The sequence below is a fragment of the Deltaproteobacteria bacterium genome (assembly GCA_020845895.1).
Taxonomy (GTDB): domain Bacteria; phylum Lernaellota; class Lernaellaia; order JACKCT01; family JACKCT01; genus JADLEX01.
The window spans coordinates 1-15,996 of sequence record JADLEX010000060.1 but is presented as its reverse complement, the minus strand read 5'-3'; the positions used below and the strand labels follow the sequence as shown (position 1 = coordinate 15,996).

The window sequence follows — 15,996 nt, the reverse complement described above, 5'->3', positions numbered from 1 at the left end:
GGAATGGGGAATGATCCGGGCGTCCACCGAGCGCGTCCGGGAACTTCGCGGAGGAATTGGTTGAAGTCGTATTTCGACGAGACGCACGACCTGCTGCGCGCCAGTGCGCGGACGTTCACCGAGCGCGAGGTCGCGCCGCGCGTCGAGACGTGGGAGTCCGAGGGGATCTTCGACCGCGAGTTGTATCGCAAGGCGGCGGCGGCCGGATTTCTGGGGATCGGGTATCCCGAGGAACTTGGCGGCACGCCCGGCGATCCATTCCACATGATCGTGTTCACCGAAGAGCTGATGAACGCGGGTTCGATGGGCGTCGTGGCCGGACTCGGCAGCCACGCGATCGCGATTCCGCCCATCCTGACGCTCGGCACGCCCGAACAGCAGCAGCGGTTCGTGCCGCCGGTGCTCGCGGGCGAAAAAATCGCATCCCTCGCGATCACCGAGCCGGGTGCGGGTTCAGACGTCGCGGGGCTTTCCACGCGCGCCGTGCGCGACGGCGATCACTACGTGCTGAGCGGCTCCAAGACCTTTATCACGAGCGGCACGCGCGCCGACCTCGTGACGGTCGCGGTCCGCACCGGCGAGCCCGGCCACGCGGGCGTGAGCCTGATCGTCGTCGAGCGCGGCACGCCGGGTTTTCGGGTGTCGCGCAAGATCGACAAGATGGGTTGGTGCGCGTCGGACACCGCCGAGCTCGTCTTCGAGGACTGCCGCGTACCCGCCGAAAATCTGCTCGGCGGCGAGGGCGCGGGGTTCATCGGCATCATGCGCAACTTCCAGAACGAGCGTCTGGCGCTCGCCGTCATGGGTCACGCCATCGCCGACCTCGCCTATCGACGCGCGCGGCGCTACGCCGACGAGCGCGAGGCGTTCGGGCGGTCGATCGCGGGATTTCAGGTCACGCGGCACAAGCTGGTGGACATGGCGACGCGCGTCGAGATTTCGCGCGAATACAACTACCGGCTCGCCGCGCGGCTGCGCGACGGCGAATACGCCGTGAAAGAGGTCTCGATGGCCAAGAATTTCGCCGCCGAAACGGCGGAATACGTCTGCCGCGAGGCGATCCAGATTCTCGGCGGTTACGGCTACGCGACGGAGTTCGGTGTCGAGCGGCTCTATCGCGACGCGCGAATTCTGGCGATCGGCGGCGGCACCACCGAGATCATGAAAGAAGTGATCTGGAAACTCCTGTGACCGCGAGCCGGCCCGCCATCCACGACAAAATTCCGGCTTACTACGGCGACGTCGGCAACCACGTGCTGCGCCGTTTGACCATGCCGCACATTCACATCCGATACCGATTCGATGCGCGCATCGACGCGGATCGCCTCGCTCGCGCGCTGCGTCTGCTGGCCGACGCTGAACCGGTCGTCGGCGCGCGGCTCGTGCCGAGTTTCGCGTTTCCATACTGGCGGCGTTTCGCGCCCGCCGAGCTCGACGCGTATCCGTGGGTCGTGACGAAAGACGCCCGCGACGAGGCCGAGGCCGACGCGATCGAACACGACTATTGGATCGGCGACCGCGACGAACTCGCGAATCCGCAAATCTCCGCGTTGATCGTCCGCGCACCGGGCGGAGACCGCCTCGTGCTCAAGAGCGGCCACGTCGTAGTCGACGCGGGCGGCTCGCGCGAACTCGCGCTGCGCGTTGCCGAGATCTACTCCGCCCTCGCGCTCGATCCCCGGCACGTTCCGGCGGTGAACACCGGCTCGCGCAAGTTGCGTCAAGTTTACCGCGGAATCGGGTGGCGCGGATTCCTCGCGGTGCTCAGGCGCTACACCATCGAGATGCGCGCCAGCGTCCGACCCTTTCGCAGCGTGCGTTTGCCGCGCGCGGGCGACGGCAACGGCGACGCGGCCTATCGATTACTGCGCCTCGACGAGTCGCGCGTGGAGGCGATGCGTCGGGCGGGAGCGCCGATGCGTGCGACGCTCAACGACGTGCTCGTCGCGGCTGCGCTGCGCGCCCTCGCAAAGCTCGTTCCGAACCCCGCACCCGATGCGGCGTACCGGCTGCTCGGCACCGTGGACTTGCGACGCTATCTGCCCGGCAAACGTGCGGGCGCGCCGTGCAATCTCAGCTCGTTTTACTGGGTGCACCTGGGCCGTGACGTGGGCGCGACGCTCGCCGACACGATCCGCGAGGTGAAAAGGCAGGTCGATCACGCGAAAGAAAACCACATCGGCCGCCCGTTCCTGCTCGGCGGCTATCTGAGCACGCTCGGCTCGCCGCACGGCGTGTATTCCCGAATCACGCGAAAAATGCTCGTGTGGTTGTGGACGAGCGGCAACTCGCCCGTCGCTTTGACGAACATGGGGGAATTCGCGCCGGTGCCTCAATTCGACGGCCTCGCGCCGACGGAGGCCGAGATGATGGTCCCGCGTGGCGATGCGCTGGTACAGGTGCTGGGCGTTTCCGGTTACCGCGGCACGCTCACGGTCTCGTGCGGATTCGACGCGGGCGCGCTCGCCCCCGAAACGGTCGAGGCGTATTTGCGCGCGATCGACGAGGAAATCGGCGACGGCTGATTACGCCGACCGAGAGGCCCGCGCGAGCACGAACGTGCCCGCGAAGATGCCGCCGACCCCCGCGAACTGCTCGATACGCACTGTCTCTCCGAAGATCGTGACCGCCGCCGCCAGCGGAATCATGTTGGACATGATCGTGACGAGGGGCGTGACCACGCCCGCGCGACCGTGCGCGTAGGCGGTGTGCTGGAACACGCCGCCCACCGCGGTCGCGGCGATGACGAGGAAGACCGGGAAATCGGTGAGGAGGGAAATCAGGATGTCCGCGCGCACGAGGCTGAAGGGCTCGCCCGCCTCCGCCACCGCGCGCTGGGTGAGCAGTTTTCCCATCAGGTTGCCGAGGCCGAAAACGATACCCGACGCGACCGAAAGGGAGAACTCGGCGGACGCGCCCGCGCGCCGCAGTGCCACGGCGGCGCTTGCGGCCACGACCGTCCCGAGCGCGAAGGCGGCGAGCCCGGCGGTCGAGGGCATGTGGGACGACGGCGCTCCGGCGAAGGCCGTGACGACGACGACGCCGGCGAGGATGAGGGCGATGCCGGCGACCTCGGCGCCGCGCACGCGCTCGCGCAGAAAGATCACCCCGCACGCGAGCGCCACCACGCTCGTGACGTTCGTGAGCGGCTGAACGAGCGCGATATCGCCCGATCCCAGCGCCATGGCGAAGCAGGCGTTGCCCGTGAGCATGATCGCCAGACCCACCAACCAGAGGCGATTGGCGACGAGGGCGCGGAGGATCTCGCCGATGCGGCGAAAGACGTCGCGCAGCGCGATGTGGGGGAACGCGGTCGCCATCCCGTGCTTTTGCAGGACGGTGCCCGTGCCCCAGCACAGGCTGGCGGCGATGGTGAAGAGAATGGGAGTCACGCGGGGACGGTCGTCACGGATTGTGCACGCATCGGAATCCGAAAGCCGAGATGCCCGGCGATTCGGGCGCGAAATGGTCGCGCCGCGTGCTGCGGGTGATGGTCTCGTCCACCGACGTCCACGCCGAACCGCGAATCACCTTCTCGGCGCCGGAATCTGGCCCGGTCGGATTCTGCCAGCCGCCGTCGGGCGTGTCGTTGTAGTATTCAGGGCCGTAATAATCGCCGACCCATTCCGCCGCGTTCCCCAGCATGTCGTGAAGGCCGTAGGGACTGCGTCCGTCGGTCGTTTGATAGCCGTCGTGCTCCTCCCCGTTGAAATATCCGACCGGAGTGGTGCGCGGCGCGGAACCCGCCTCGAATGGATCGCCGTTCGACAGGTAATTGAGCGCGTTCGACTCGAACGTGTCGCTCCAGGGAAAGATTCTGTGCTCGAATCCGCCCTTGGCCGCCTTCTCCCATTCGGCCTCGGTCGGCAAACGGCGGCTCTGGGCAACGCAGTACGCGTTCGCCCCGTACCAGCTCACGCCGACCGCGGGCCGATCTTCGTAACCCGCGTCGATCGCCCATTCCTCGCCGTCGAGATACAGGCCCTGATACGGATCGCCGCCGTCGTGCGCCGATCCGACGCACGTGAACCCATCACAGTCGTTTTCGGGATTCTCGACCAGAAGGAACGTCAGAAAGTCCGCGTTCGTCACCTCGTTCACGTCGATGACGAACTCGAAGACGAAGACCTCGTGCCGGGGTTTCTCGTCGTCGGCGCACGACGAATCCTCGGGTTCGCAGCCCATGAAAAAGACGCTGGACTGGACGGTGACCTGCGTCGGATCGGTTGTGTCGTCGTCATCGTCGTCCGCATCGTCATCGACGGTGTCGTCGTCGGTCGCGTCGTCGTCGGTCGCGTCGTCGTCGGGGATGCCGCCCGCGTCGTCATCGTCGTCGTCGCCCGATCCTCCTTGCAGCGTGGTGGCGTCGTCGTCGTCACCACACGAAGCGGCCGATGCCGCCAGCGTCACGGCTAGAACCATCGCCCAGATCGCCGATGTCCAAACACCGCGCATCACGCACTCCCGCAAGGGTTTCACGACGCGACCATTTCACGCAAGCCGCGGGATGAGGCGACCATCATGCGTTTGCCCGCGCCGCGAGGACCGGATCCGAGGAATGCGTGTCCTCACTTGCGTCGCAATGCCTCGTCAAACGGCAACGCCGCGCCCTCCACGCCCGAAACGACGAGCTTCGCCGGCGACGGGTGAAACTCGCCCGCGCGAATCGAGACACGAATCGGTTTGCCAGCGAGCGCGTCGAGCTCGGCCCGTTCGTACACCACGAAATACGCGCCGCCGTCGAACGAGCCGTATTCCTCGATGCGCGTGTCGCCGAACCAGAGCTGCCAAACCACGGCGGTCGCGGGGAAGTGCGTCCCATGCAGACGCACGAGATAGCCGTGCGTGTACGATTTTGATCCGCCGGCAGGCCCGGCCGGGCGTTCGACGGCGAAGGGCAGTTTGACGAGGGCCACGTCCACCGACGTGAACTCGGGCGCCGCGAAGGTCTTGGCCGACGCGAACGAGGCCGACAGCGCCAGGGCGGTCGCGATCATGATGACGATGAAGCTGCGCATGTCCGCCCCCTCAATCTTTCGTGAACTGGATCTCGTCGAGACCCATGGCGCCGGTGGCGTCCTGATCGAACTCGAAGATGATCGACTCGATTTCCGACGGCAGCAGATCCGAGCCGCCGTTGAAATCGGCCAGCGGGATGCGCACCGTGTCCTGCACCGACATCGAGATGTCGCCCCAGAACTGCATCTCGACCCGTGCCTGCGAAATCAGGTCGCGATATTCGCTCGCGAGCACCGGGTCGCTCTCGACGCTGTCCACCACCACGCTCACCGAAAAGTCGCGCGACTCGCCGAGCGTGTTGTAATCGTCCACCGCCTCGTTCACCTGACCGGCACGCAGGGCGAGCATATCCATCTCGTCCACGGCGGGGTCGGTGATCGTCGGCAGCGTCACGGTGTACTTGCCGCCGCCATCCCACGCGAACACGAGGCCGCGGGTGGAGCCGGGAAAATTGCCGGGAGTGCCCCACGACATGACCTGCTCGGCGATGGCGTCGAAGTCCTGATTGGCGTTGGTCACGCCCGCGTACGAGCCCGTCGCGAGGCTCGTGTCCTCCTGATAGTGGTCGAGGAAGACGCGTTCGGCGTTTTGATACTGGCGATTCAGCGGCGCGCTCGACGGGAACGAGGGAAACTCGACCTCGCCCGCCGCCATGTGGCGATAGCAGCCCCGGCCCAGCAGCGTCCAGCGGAACCACGCCGTCATGAAAATCTGGCCGACGTCCTGTTGATCCTGTGCGGAAATCAGCGGAACGGACACGTCGCCCGGCGGCGACGGATCTCCCGCCGGCGCCCACACGGTGTTCCACTGGCCGTGATTCGCGCCCTGCACGAACAGCAGCCCCTTTTCGCCCGTCGTCGCCTCGTCCACGGGCAGCGCGCGGTCGTAACATTGGTGGCCCTGGAAATCGGACACGTCGCCGTCGTGGCTGCCGTGCATGATGAAGTAGTCCACGTCGCGCGGCACGATGTCGTTGAACAGGCCGATCTGACCGTCCACCGGCGCGATGGCGAAAAGCGACCGGATGTTGAAGTTGAAGTTGTGCAGCGGATCGCCCGCGTTGTGCTTGGTGGTGTTGAACTGCCACGCCACGGTGACCGCTTCGCCGCCGCGGGAATGGCCCGCGAGCCCGATCTTGTTCATGTCGATCTTGCCGAAAAGCGGGTGGTCCGAATCGGCGTTCCATTCGCGGAACAGTTGCAGGTGACGCAGCAGCACGATGCCGCGCGCGTCCATCTCGCCGCTCACGCCGCCGTTCAGGAAGTCCTCCTCGACGGAGATCGCGATCATGCCGTGCGTAGCCAGATGCTCGGTGAGGTACTGATAACCGGGGTACGACAGTTCCGACGCCGAGTGATTGCCGTGCACGATGAGCACGAGCGGAAACGGGCCCGCGCCGTCGGGAATATGTCCCAGGCCGTGCAGGGGCACCGCGCTCATCCTGATGCCGCGGACGATGGTCACATAGGGGTCGGCGAACCAGAAATACGCGCCGACGGGCGTGGTGCGCGCGTCGGGGTCGGTCTCGTCGCCGTATTCGTAGAGGGTTGCCGTATGCGAACCCGCGTCGATGGGGTCTTCGAGCGGCACCGAGCAGTCGTCGGCCACGGTGTCGTCGTCGCCCGTATCGTCATCGGCGGTGTCGTCATCAGCCGTGTCGTCATCAGCCGTGTCGTCATCAGCCGTGTCGTCATCAGCCGTGTCGTCATCAGCCGTGTCGTCGTCCGCCGTGTCGTCGTCCGCAGTATCGTCATCGGCGGTATCATCGTCCGCTGTGTCATCGTCCGCCGTGTCGTCGTCGCCCGTATCATCGTCGACGTCGTCATCGGCCGAATCGTCATCCGCGTCGTCATCCGTCGCGTCGTCATCGGTCAGGTCGTCGTCCGAGCCGCCGCCGTCATCATCGTCGTCGTCGCCGCAACCGCATCCGGCGAGGCCGAATCCGGCGAACGCAACCAGCGCTATCAGAGTCAAGCAAGAAATCCGCATGGGTCTCCCTCCAAACCGTGGAGGATCATAGTCCCGACGCAAAGGACAATCCAGATGGCGGCGCGGCAAAAAAGCCGTTTGGAGTTCGACTTGTCGCGCGGCAACCGGCGATGTTAGGTTGGAGCCGTGAAATGGCGCGGGAGGTGACGATGTCGGACGAGATCCTCGCGAAACGAAAAAAGGGCCGCCGATTCTTCGATTGGTATACCGGTATTATGTCATTCGTCGGATGGGCGTTCTTTCTGGAACTCATCGTCTCTTGGGAACTGCCATGGGGATTCTTCGTCGGCTGGTTCGTCGCGTTCGCGGTGTTCCTGATCGGCTTCTGGCGCTTTCGAGACGTCTGAAACCCGCCCATCAGAATTCGAACCGAGGAATCACCGGACCATGAGAACGATCGCCGTTCCCATCATGATCTTCCTGTCGGGCGCGTTCATGGCGACGGCATGGCTCGGCCATCTGCGCATCCGCGAACGCGGGTTTCTCGTCGCTCTCGCATTGAGCTGGATGATCGTGTTGCCCGAGTACATTCTCAACGTTTTCGCGACGCGCCTCGGTTACGGGACGTACTCCGGCGCGCAAATGGCGGCGTTCCACCTGTTCTCCGGCGTCATCTGCGTCGTGCTCGTGTCAAAGTTCCTTCTGCGAGAGACGCTTCACTATCACCAGTACATCGGCATGGGGCTTCTCGCGCTCGGCATGGTGCTGGTTTTGGGCGGCGGTCCGACACGCTGAGGGACCGAAATGCGCGAGCGGTAGAGTCGCTTCCACCCGATCTATTTCAATTCGTATTTCTTGATCTTTTCGTAGAGCGTCGACGGCGCGATGCCCAGGCGTTTCGCGGCGGCATCCCGGCTTGGCGCTTCGGCGAGCGCCGCGCGGACCGCTTCGCGCTCGACCTCTTCCAGCGTCATCGCGATGGCGGCGTCTCGCCGCAGCGGCGAGAGCATCACGTGCCCCGGCTCGACCGGCCCCTCGCCCGCGAGGATGATCGCGCGCGCCAACACCGCCGCCAGCTCGCGCACGTTGCCCGGCCAGTCGTGACGGCGAAGCGCTTCGAGCGTCTCGGGAAGCAGCGTCGGCGCGGCGCGGCCCTGCGCGGCGGCCTCGCGGGCCATCAGATGTGCCGCCAGCGCGTCGAGGTCGCTCAGCCGTTCACGCAGCGGCGGCAGCGTCAGCGGCACCATGTTGAGCCGGTACCACAGGTCTTCGCGAAACCGCCCCTCGCGCACGAAGCGTTCGAGATCGCGGTGCGTCGCCGCCACCACGCGCACGTCGCAGGCCACCGGCGTTTCGCCGCCCACGGGACGCACGCGCCGATCGTCGAGCACACGCAGCAGCCGCGCCTGCACATCCAGCGGCAGCTCACCGATCTCGTCGAGAAACAGCGTGCCGCCGTGCGCGAGGGCGAACATGCCGCGCCGGTCGCGCACCGCGCCCGAGAACGCGCCGCGCACGTGGCCGAAAAGTTCCGATTCGAACAGATCGCGCGGCACGGTGGCGCAGTTGAGCGCGACGAAGGGTCCAGCCGCCCTCCGCGACAGTTCGTGAACCGCCCGCGCCACGAGTTCCTTGCCCGTGCCGGTCTCGCCGCGCACGAGCACGGTGACATCGAGCGGCGCGACCCGGTGCACGAGCTCGCCCAGTTCGCGGATGGCCGCGTCGTCGCCCACGAGCCCCGGCACGCGCCGATCGCCCGCCGCGAGCGTCTCACCGCTCTCGCGCGAACGCAGCGTGAGCGTCGTGCGGCCCACGGTGAGCGTGCGGCCGGCGGCCCATTCGCCGCCCGTGACGCGCGCGCCGCCCTGCGTCGTGCCGTTGCGGCTGCCCAGATCGCGAAACTCGACGCGGTCCGCGAAGGCGTCGATCGCGAGGTGTCGCGCGGAAACGTAGGCGTCGCCGAGAACGAGGTCGCACGAGGCGTCTTTTCCGGCGATCGCGCGCCCGTCGGGGATCGACCATTCGCGCGCGGAGCCGCCCTCGCGAATTTCGAGGACGCGCTCGCGTGTGGTGAGTTTCCGGCTCGCGGGATCGAAGGACAGGACGCGGGTCGGCACGCGCGGCGGCGTTGCGACGCCCGACTCGGCGCCGATTTCGTACGGGCCGAGCGCGACGAATTCCCCGGCGAGCAGTGTTCGTGGGCCGCCGATCGCGGACTCGATCTCGACGCGCCCGTCGACCGAGAGTACGCGAATCCGCTCTCCTGTCGGCACGTCCGCGAGACGCACGTCGTCGACTTTGCCGCCGCCGATCGCGAGGCCGTCATCGGCGACGTTCACATCGCCGAGGCAAACGCCGTTCTTTCGAATTTCGACACGGGCCATGCCGCCGCGCCTCCAAAGTATTTGTGTGCGACCATTTACGTCGATTTTCTCCGCGCGCACAACGCCCGCGAGCAGTTCGACTTGCGCGTCGCGCCGAGCCGGGTATCTTGAGGACATTCGCGTGGATCGAGGTCCCTTGTGAACCGCGTTGTCGTTGCGCTAGTTGTTTGTCTCGCACTCTGCGCGGGGTGCGCGTATGACGGCTCGCGTTCACCCGGCGATCAGGAGACACCCTCGGTGATTGACGTCATCGATGACGATGTCGCGGACGACGACACGTCGAGCACCGACGACGACGGTCTCGCGGACATTCCGCCTTGGACGCGTCCTTGCGCGGCGCCGCGGTACTGGCCGCTCTCGATCCGATCGCTCACCCGGCCCGTGATCGTGCACTTTCGCGGGCCGGACGAGGAGCCCGTCGCGCGGGACGCGCTGCGTTTTCTGGAAGACGCTTGGGCGCTCGAAATCGATGAACTCGGCTTCACCGAACCGCCCCCCGACGGCGGCGCGTGCGGCCCCGATGACGCGTTCGATGTGTTTTTGTGGAAGGGCAACATCGGCTGCTACGTGGACATCGCCTCCGAGAGCATCGTGACCGCGTGGGGCGGACGGCCGAGTTTCATGCTGCTGGATCCGTGGGGTCCGTACGGCGGCGATTTGCTGCCGAGCCTGGTCGGCCACGAATTCCATCATGCGAGCCAGGCAGCGGACGATTGGTATGAAATCGGGGTGTCGTTCGAGATGAGTGCGACGTACATTGAGGAGATGTTCGATTTTCCCTGCGCCGAATGCGTCGCCGATTTTCAGGCGCACCCGGATTGGTCGCTGCTGCGTTACGACAATTACCGCACATGGTTCATGTACGGCGCGGCGCTGTATCTGCACGGGTTGCGCGATGCGTATTTCGGCGGCGAAGACGATTTTCTCGCCGAGGTCTGGCGCCGTTCGCGAAACGATCCCGATCCATTTTCCAACGAACCGGATTATGTCGACGCGATCGACGCGCTGCTCGGCGAACGCACGGGCGCGAATTTCCTGGATTCCGTCGTCACGTTCGCGCGCTGGCGGTGGTACGCGGGCTCGCGCGACGACGGCGCGCATTTCCGCGCGTGGACCGACGACAAAAACCAGATCCCGTTCTTGCCCGAGGCCGATCTCGCGCCGACGCAGCGTGTCCGCACCGACGCGACGCAGCTTCGAATTCGGCCCGCGCCGATGATGCTCGGCTCCGCGTACATCGAGATCCGTCGCGGCGCCCTGGATCCCGCCGCCGTGGCCGTCGCAGTGGGCGGCCCGGGCGACGAATCCGCGCGCGTCGCCGCGCAAATCATTCCCGGCGACGGGGCCGACGGCGATGTGTTGAATCTGGACGCGCATCCCGTCATCGACCTGGCCGTCGGGGAATCGAAAGTCCTCGTTCTCACGGTCCTGCCCGTCGGCGCATTCGAAGCCGACGCGCTGACCGATCGACGCTACAACCTCACCCTGCGCATGACGCCCGAGGAGCCCGCCCCATGACCGGCATGCCCGAACCGATCGAACCCGGGAAGAGCCATACGACCGACCTTTCCGGCGAGAAGCGTATCAGCCCGTTCAGGGGTGTGGCGCTGGGCGTGAGTGTCGTGCTCTTCGGCGCCGCCGTGGTGGGCGTGACGCTCTTTTCGTTTCTCGCGCCCGAATGCGAACGCGATGAGTTGCTAAAGACCGGCGTCGAGGCGAAGGGCGTGATCATCGGCATCGAGGACACGGGAAATCGCTACAACGAACAACCGCAGGTGATTCTGAAGGTGCGTGTCGAGCCCAAGGGCGGCGACCCATACGAGACCGAGACGAAGATGATCATCTCGCCGGTCTATCTGCCGCAGTTCCAGCCCGGCGCGCGCGTCAATCTGAAATACGACGAGGCGGACCGGACGAAGGTCGCGGTCGATTCCGTCGAGGTACGGATCCCTTAGCGTCTTCCACCGATGTCGTTTCCGAGCCGCGCTCTTGCCAACGCCGCCGCCGTCCCCTATGGGATGTGTGAGAATCTCTGCAACGCGGAGCGCGCGTGGACGACCTGAGAACGCGGCTCGAACACAAACGCGAACGGCTGCGTACGGCGCATCGGCGCGGCGACGGCGGCTTCGCCATCGGCGCGCGCTTCGCGCGGTGGTGGCGGCGCGAGCTGGCCGACCTCTTCGCCGCGTCGGGCGCGGACGCCATGGGCGCGGCGCTGTGCGCGACGGGCTCGGTCGGGCGCGGCGACGCATCGCCGTGGTCCGACGTCGATTTCGTCCTGCTGCTTCCCGAAACAGCAATCAAGTCCGACGCCGAAGCCGCCGCCGAAAAAATGCTCTACCCGCTCTGGGACGCGAAGGTGAAGACCGGGCAGCAGTTCGGCACCATTGTCCAGATGCTGGAGCGCGCGCGCGAGGACGCCGAAGCCCTCACCGCGCTGCTCGACGCGCACTTCGTGGCCGGCGACGCCTCGCTCGCGCGAGCGCTCGACGCGCGGCTCGACCTCGCCATTGCCGCGGGCGACTACGCGGGACGCATTCCGCGCCGCGCCGCGCCGTCGGTCGATCCCGACTATCCCCCCACGGTGCACGTGCTCGAGCCCGACGTGAAAAACTCTCCCGGCGGGATGCGCGATTACCAGATCGCCGTGTGGAGCGCGCAGGCGCGCTGGGGGCGCGGCGATCTCGACGCGATGCTGATCGAGCGCGGCGCGGCGACGCGCGTGGGCCTCGTCGAGCTGCGTCAGGCCGTGGACTTTTTGTTGCGTCTTCGCCACGAGGCGCAGTTCCGCGAGCGCGGGCCGATGGACGTGCTGCGCACGGCGGTGCAGCCCGAGGCGGCAATCCTGCTCGGCTATCAGGGCGCGGGCGAGGCCGAGGCGGCCAAGGCCATGCTCAAGGATTATTTCGCCGCGGCGGACCGCATCACGCGCTTCGCGCATCGCGTGGCCGAGGCCGACGTGCCCGCGTCCGATCTCGCGCCGCGCGACGACATCGCCCCCGGCGCGGCCGCGTGCGGCGATCTGCTGTTTTTGCCCGAGGAGCGATTCGCCCGCGCGCCGCGCGCCGAGGTCTTCGCGGCCATGGCGCGCCTCGCGGGAACGGGGTTATTCCTCTCGGAGCGCACCAAGTCGCGCCTCGCGGGTCTCGCCGCCACGGTGGACGACGACGCCCGCGAGGACGCCGAAACCGCGCGCGCGTTTCTGGACCTGCTCGGGCGCGAATGGGCGGGCGACGCGCTGCGCGCGCTGCACTCCATCGGGCTGCTCGGCGCGTACATTCCGCCCTTCGGCGACCTTCGCGGGCTCGTACCCTACGACGTCTTCCACAGCTATCCCGCCGACGAGCACACGCTCATCGCGATCGGATTTTTCGACCGCCTGCGCGCGAAGCTCGGCCCGTCGCCGCTGGTCGAGATCGCGCCCGCGCTGCGCCGCCCCGACCTCGTGCGTCTCGCGCTGCTGCTCCACGATTCCGGCAAGGTCGGCGGCCCCGGCCACCTGGACCGCGGCGCGCGCATGGCCCCGGTGGTGTGTCTGCGCCTCGGGCTTTCCGAAGACGAGACCGATTTCGTGGTGCGTCTCGTGCGCGAGCACGAATCGCTGGCGCGCGCGGCGCACACCCGCGACATCGAGGACCCGTCCGTCTGCCGCGAACTTGCCGAACGCATGGCGGGCGACCGGGGCAGTCTGGACGCGCTCTACGTCATCACCTACTGCGACATGCGCGCGGTGGGACCCGGCGTGTGGACCGGCTGGCGCGCCGACCTGCTGCGCGCCCTGCACGCCGACACCATGTCGATCATGACGCACGGCTCCGCGCGCCGCGATCACGAGAGCGTGGTGCGCGCCGTGGCGAGTGCCGTCGCCGACGTGGGCACCGAGGCGCTTCGCGACAACTACTTCGCGCAGATGGAGCGTGAGCACCCCGCGTGGCTCAGCGAAACGACCGCGCGCCGCCACCTCGACGCGCTCGCGACGTACGCCGAACTGGAAGAGCCGGTGGTGCGGGTGTCTCGCGGAGCGTCGAAAGAGAGCGGTGCGGGAGCGGAGGATGACCCGTGGGATGCGACGGTCTGCGCCCCGGACGCGCCCGGGTTCCTGGCGCGTGTGGCGGGGGTCTTCGCGGCGCAGAACCTCAACATTCTGGGCGTGCAGGCGTTCAACACGGCGCGCGGCCTCGCGCTGGACACGGTGCAGTTCATCCCCCGCGTCGAGGGCATCGAGCCGGGTACGCTGGAAAAGCGCCTGACGATCGATCTGCGCGCGGTGTTGTCGGGTGAGCGAACGGTGGAGGAGCTGATCGCGGCGGGGGCGAAAAGGATTCTCGTGCGCGGCGCGAATCCGCACGTGGCGACGGAGGTGCGTATCGACAACCACGGCGCGGCACGCAAGACGGTGGTGGAGGTGTGGACGGCGGATCGACCGGGGCTGCTCTATCGCGTGACGAACGCGATCTTCGAGTTCGGCCTGACGATCCACCTTGCCAAGGTGAACACCATCGCAGGCCGCGCGATCGACGCCTTCTACGTCACCGACGCCGGCGGCGAAAAGGTGACGGGTCGCCGCGCCCGCGAACTTCGCGAACACCTGTCGGCCGCGGTGGGGTGATGTATCCCGTGTCGGGATGTGGCACAGCCGCCCCCGGCTGCGCGGCTCGGGAACGCCGAGCGCCAGATCGACAGACGGATCGCGGAAAAATCGACTTCGTCGCTCGCGCGGCGTGCCGTGCCTGATCGGCCGCCCTTGTTGCGACCCATGTAGTTTTGGGGGCGACATCACGAGACACCCAGTTCCATTGACGATTGGCGAGGATGTTGGCGCTCGCGATAAAAACTCATTAAATATGTTTTAACATTTTTCCTCAATTGCAAGATCATGAATAATTGTTGACCTGATCGCGTCTTCGAAACTTTCCGCTCTCGTGACGGTCATCTTGAACAGTGCAGAGAGGGTTTTCGCTGTTTCGGGGCTGACGTCTGTAAGGACCATATAGCTGTGCGCTACATCCAATTTAAGTATTTTACTCATTTTGGAGTACTTTGCGATGTACTCGTGGTGAGATCCCGTTTTTAGTTCCACCCAATGTATGGACCCCCGTGCTTCGAACAGTAGATCGAGTTCAAAGTCATCGCCGTTAGGTAACACAATTTGAATGTTGGAGAGATGTGAGCATTCGATAGATGGGTTCACGCTACGCGCAGCTTCGTATGACTCGGAGACGCCGTATCGTTCAAGCCATCCGCCCGAAAAGAAGCTCAACGCCTTTGGAAAACGACTTGGCCTTGCAAATAGTTGAAAATAAGGCGCATTTTTGTATTTATACTCTTCGAGAAATGCAATTTCGTGAAGCATGTATGCCAATTGACATGTAGATGATATGGTGCTTTGAGGCATATCCTTTAAGTTTAAATTGATTGGGGTTCCCTGATTCATGGCGGACTTGATCTTTTTGTAAAACATTGCAATATCTCCGTATTTTGATCCCATGTAAACCGCCAGTTTGTTCAGTGTCTCATCGGCGGAATCTTGCGCAGGCTCGGTTTTAATTTTTATATTTCGACTTGTTAAAAACTCTCTAATGATGTTTCGGCGATCCGCTGAAGTGCTACTGCGATTGCCTTCAGACTCAGGTGAATCTGCCTCTGCGCTCAATGCGGATTTTTCCACTGGTTGAATTTCAACTCGCGTTATCGTGCCGGGTGCCAATGCGATAGATCTCTCTACGTCAGTTTTTGTTTGATTTGTTTGTGATTCGAGCACGTCTGCGATGCGGCGCAGCGAGTCGGCGATTTCGCTCAATTTACTCAAAACGAGTTCTTCCATTTCGTTCTCCAATCGGGGTTGTGGGCGGTTTCTGGAACAGGTGGACCCGAATCGGGTGGCGTGTCGGTCGGACGCCGAGTGGCGAACTTTCGCCCAGCGGTCGGGGAAAATCTCAGAAGGGCTTCGGACGGGCCGTTCCTCGTGGCGATTCGGTTCATACCATCTCTATACCGGCGGCACGGGGGAAACCTTACAGAGAAATCGTCGAGTGGCGAACTTTCCGATCTTGATCTCCCCAGAAGCCATTGCGAGAATTCCAAATTCCGGGGAATTCCGCGGACACGATAATGAATTAGCTGGAAAAATCTCCGTATGCCTTCGCCTCGTGCGTTTTCGCGATCGTCGCTCGCGAGTCGCGAGCGATGATGCGAAGTGGGTTCCCCACAGCCGGTGGCGGCTGCGCCACGTGTCGAAGGCGACTGGATCGCAGCCCGGGGGCGGCTGTGCCACATGCCGCGACCGCGATCGAGGCGTGCGAAAGGCGTTTTTCTAGCGCCCCGTTCGCAGGACGTAAAAATCCGCGGATTCGATCGAAGCGACCTGTCATTTCGAGCGAGGCCGTCAGGCCGAGTCGAGAAATCCCGTTATATTTCACTGCTTAAGGGATTCCTCCGCTCCGCTTCACTCCGGTCGGAATGACAGACTGCTTTGAGATGAGAGTTTTTCTTGCGCCCCGCTTGAATGTGAATAATGATACAAAAAACCGAGGAGGCCGCGATGACGACCGAGCCTGTCCCGGATTCCGTTGAAAGTTGAAAAGGGAACGGCGGTTGCCTACCGTCCGGGTTGCGAGACCTGGACGACCTTTTCCAAGGAGGACCGCCGTGAAGGGACGATACC

13 protein-coding genes are annotated in these 15,996 nt (G+C 65.1%); 7 read left to right on the top strand and 6 right to left on the bottom strand.

Annotated elements, in window-relative coordinates; translation table 11 throughout:
• The first annotated feature begins 3 nt into the window (after positions 1 to 3).
• Complete coding sequence (locus IT350_08585) at positions 4 to 1,191, top strand: acyl-CoA dehydrogenase family protein (protein ID MCC6158098.1); 1,188 nt, start codon at positions 4 to 6, stop codon at positions 1,189 to 1,191.
• Positions 1,188 to 2,525, top strand: a complete 1,338-nt coding sequence (locus IT350_08580; protein ID MCC6158097.1) for a hypothetical protein — start codon at positions 1,188 to 1,190, stop codon at positions 2,523 to 2,525. The genes IT350_08585 and IT350_08580 overlap by 4 nt, the downstream gene beginning before the upstream one ends.
• Here the strand turns inward: IT350_08580 and IT350_08575 are convergent, their stop codons facing one another.
• The 4 genes from IT350_08575 to IT350_08560 form a co-directional block, all read right to left on the bottom strand.
• A complete protein-coding gene (locus IT350_08575; protein ID MCC6158096.1) occupies positions 2,526 to 3,392 on the bottom strand; it encodes an EamA family transporter in 867 nt (288 codons plus the stop codon). It abuts the gene before it with no gap.
• Positions 3,393 to 3,405: 13 nt separating this feature from the next.
• Positions 3,406 to 4,455 carry a formylglycine-generating enzyme family protein gene (locus IT350_08570; protein ID MCC6158095.1) on the bottom strand — a complete coding sequence of 350 codons (1,050 nt, stop codon included), beginning with the start codon at positions 4,453 to 4,455 and terminating at the stop codon, positions 3,406 to 3,408.
• 113 nt (positions 4,456 to 4,568) lie between these two features.
• On the bottom strand, positions 4,569 to 5,018 hold the full coding sequence (locus IT350_08565; protein MCC6158094.1) for a hypothetical protein: 450 nt from the start codon (positions 5,016 to 5,018) through the stop codon (positions 4,569 to 4,571).
• Positions 5,019 to 5,028: 10 nt separating this feature from the next.
• Complete coding sequence (locus tag IT350_08560; protein MCC6158093.1) at positions 5,029 to 6,993, bottom strand: hypothetical protein; 1,965 nt, start codon at positions 6,991 to 6,993, stop codon at positions 5,029 to 5,031.
• Between the two features lie 164 nt (positions 6,994 to 7,157).
• On the opposite strand from IT350_08560, the gene IT350_08555 reads away from it, so the two are divergent.
• Both IT350_08555 and IT350_08550 read left to right on the top strand, forming a co-directional pair.
• Positions 7,158 to 7,355, top strand: a complete 198-nt coding sequence (locus tag IT350_08555; GenBank protein MCC6158092.1) for a hypothetical protein — start codon at positions 7,158 to 7,160, stop codon at positions 7,353 to 7,355.
• A gap of 40 nt (positions 7,356 to 7,395) precedes the next feature.
• Positions 7,396 to 7,743 carry a DMT family protein gene (locus IT350_08550; GenBank protein MCC6158091.1) on the top strand — a complete coding sequence of 116 codons (348 nt, stop codon included), beginning with the start codon at positions 7,396 to 7,398 and terminating at the stop codon, positions 7,741 to 7,743.
• A gap of 41 nt (positions 7,744 to 7,784) precedes the next feature.
• On the opposite strand, the gene IT350_08545 is transcribed toward IT350_08550, so the two are convergent.
• Complete coding sequence (locus tag IT350_08545) at positions 7,785 to 9,332, bottom strand: sigma 54-interacting transcriptional regulator (GenBank protein ID MCC6158090.1); 1,548 nt, start codon at positions 9,330 to 9,332, stop codon at positions 7,785 to 7,787.
• A gap of 237 nt (positions 9,333 to 9,569) precedes the next feature.
• Between IT350_08545 and IT350_08540 the strand changes: the two genes are divergently transcribed.
• From IT350_08540 to IT350_08530, 3 genes are all read left to right on the top strand, one after another.
• Positions 9,570 to 10,850, top strand: coding sequence for a hypothetical protein (locus tag IT350_08540; GenBank protein MCC6158089.1), 1,281 nt, complete (start codon positions 9,570 to 9,572; stop codon positions 10,848 to 10,850).
• The gene (locus IT350_08535) at positions 10,847 to 11,287 is read left to right on the top strand and encodes a hypothetical protein (protein MCC6158088.1); all 441 of its coding nucleotides are present in this window, start codon (positions 10,847 to 10,849) and stop codon (positions 11,285 to 11,287) included. Before IT350_08540 ends, IT350_08535 begins: the two co-directional genes overlap by 4 nt.
• Positions 11,288 to 11,382: 95 nt before the next feature.
• Positions 11,383 to 13,941, top strand: a complete 2,559-nt coding sequence (locus tag IT350_08530) for a nucleotidyltransferase domain-containing protein (GenBank protein MCC6158087.1) — start codon at positions 11,383 to 11,385, stop codon at positions 13,939 to 13,941.
• Positions 13,942 to 14,181: 240 nt separating this feature from the next.
• Here IT350_08530 and IT350_08525 read toward each other — a convergent pair whose 3' ends face one another.
• Positions 14,182 to 15,156, bottom strand: a complete 975-nt coding sequence (locus IT350_08525) for a hypothetical protein (GenBank protein MCC6158086.1) — start codon at positions 15,154 to 15,156, stop codon at positions 14,182 to 14,184.
• Positions 15,157 to 15,996 lie beyond the last annotated feature (840 nt).

Bases quoted from the DNA above. Each gene is read 5' to 3' on its own strand.
- IT350_08570 (MCC6158095.1), bottom strand. From the start codon at position 4,455: ATGCGCGGTGTTTGGACATCGGCGATCTGGGCGATGGTTCTAGCCGTG.
- IT350_08535 (MCC6158088.1), top strand. From the start codon at position 10,847: ATGACCGGCATGCCCGAACCGATCGAACCCGGGAAGAGCCATACGACC.
- IT350_08585 (MCC6158098.1), top strand. From the start codon at position 4: ATGGGGAATGATCCGGGCGTCCACCGAGCGCGTCCGGGAACTTCGCGG.
- IT350_08555 (MCC6158092.1), top strand. From the start codon at position 7,158: ATGTCGGACGAGATCCTCGCGAAACGAAAAAAGGGCCGCCGATTCTTC.
- IT350_08565 (MCC6158094.1), bottom strand. From the start codon at position 5,018: ATGCGCAGCTTCATCGTCATCATGATCGCGACCGCCCTGGCGCTGTCG.
- IT350_08545 (MCC6158090.1), bottom strand. From the start codon at position 9,332: ATGGCCCGTGTCGAAATTCGAAAGAACGGCGTTTGCCTCGGCGATGTG.
- IT350_08550 (MCC6158091.1), top strand. From the start codon at position 7,396: ATGAGAACGATCGCCGTTCCCATCATGATCTTCCTGTCGGGCGCGTTC.
- IT350_08525 (MCC6158086.1), bottom strand. From the start codon at position 15,156: ATGGAAGAACTCGTTTTGAGTAAATTGAGCGAAATCGCCGACTCGCTG.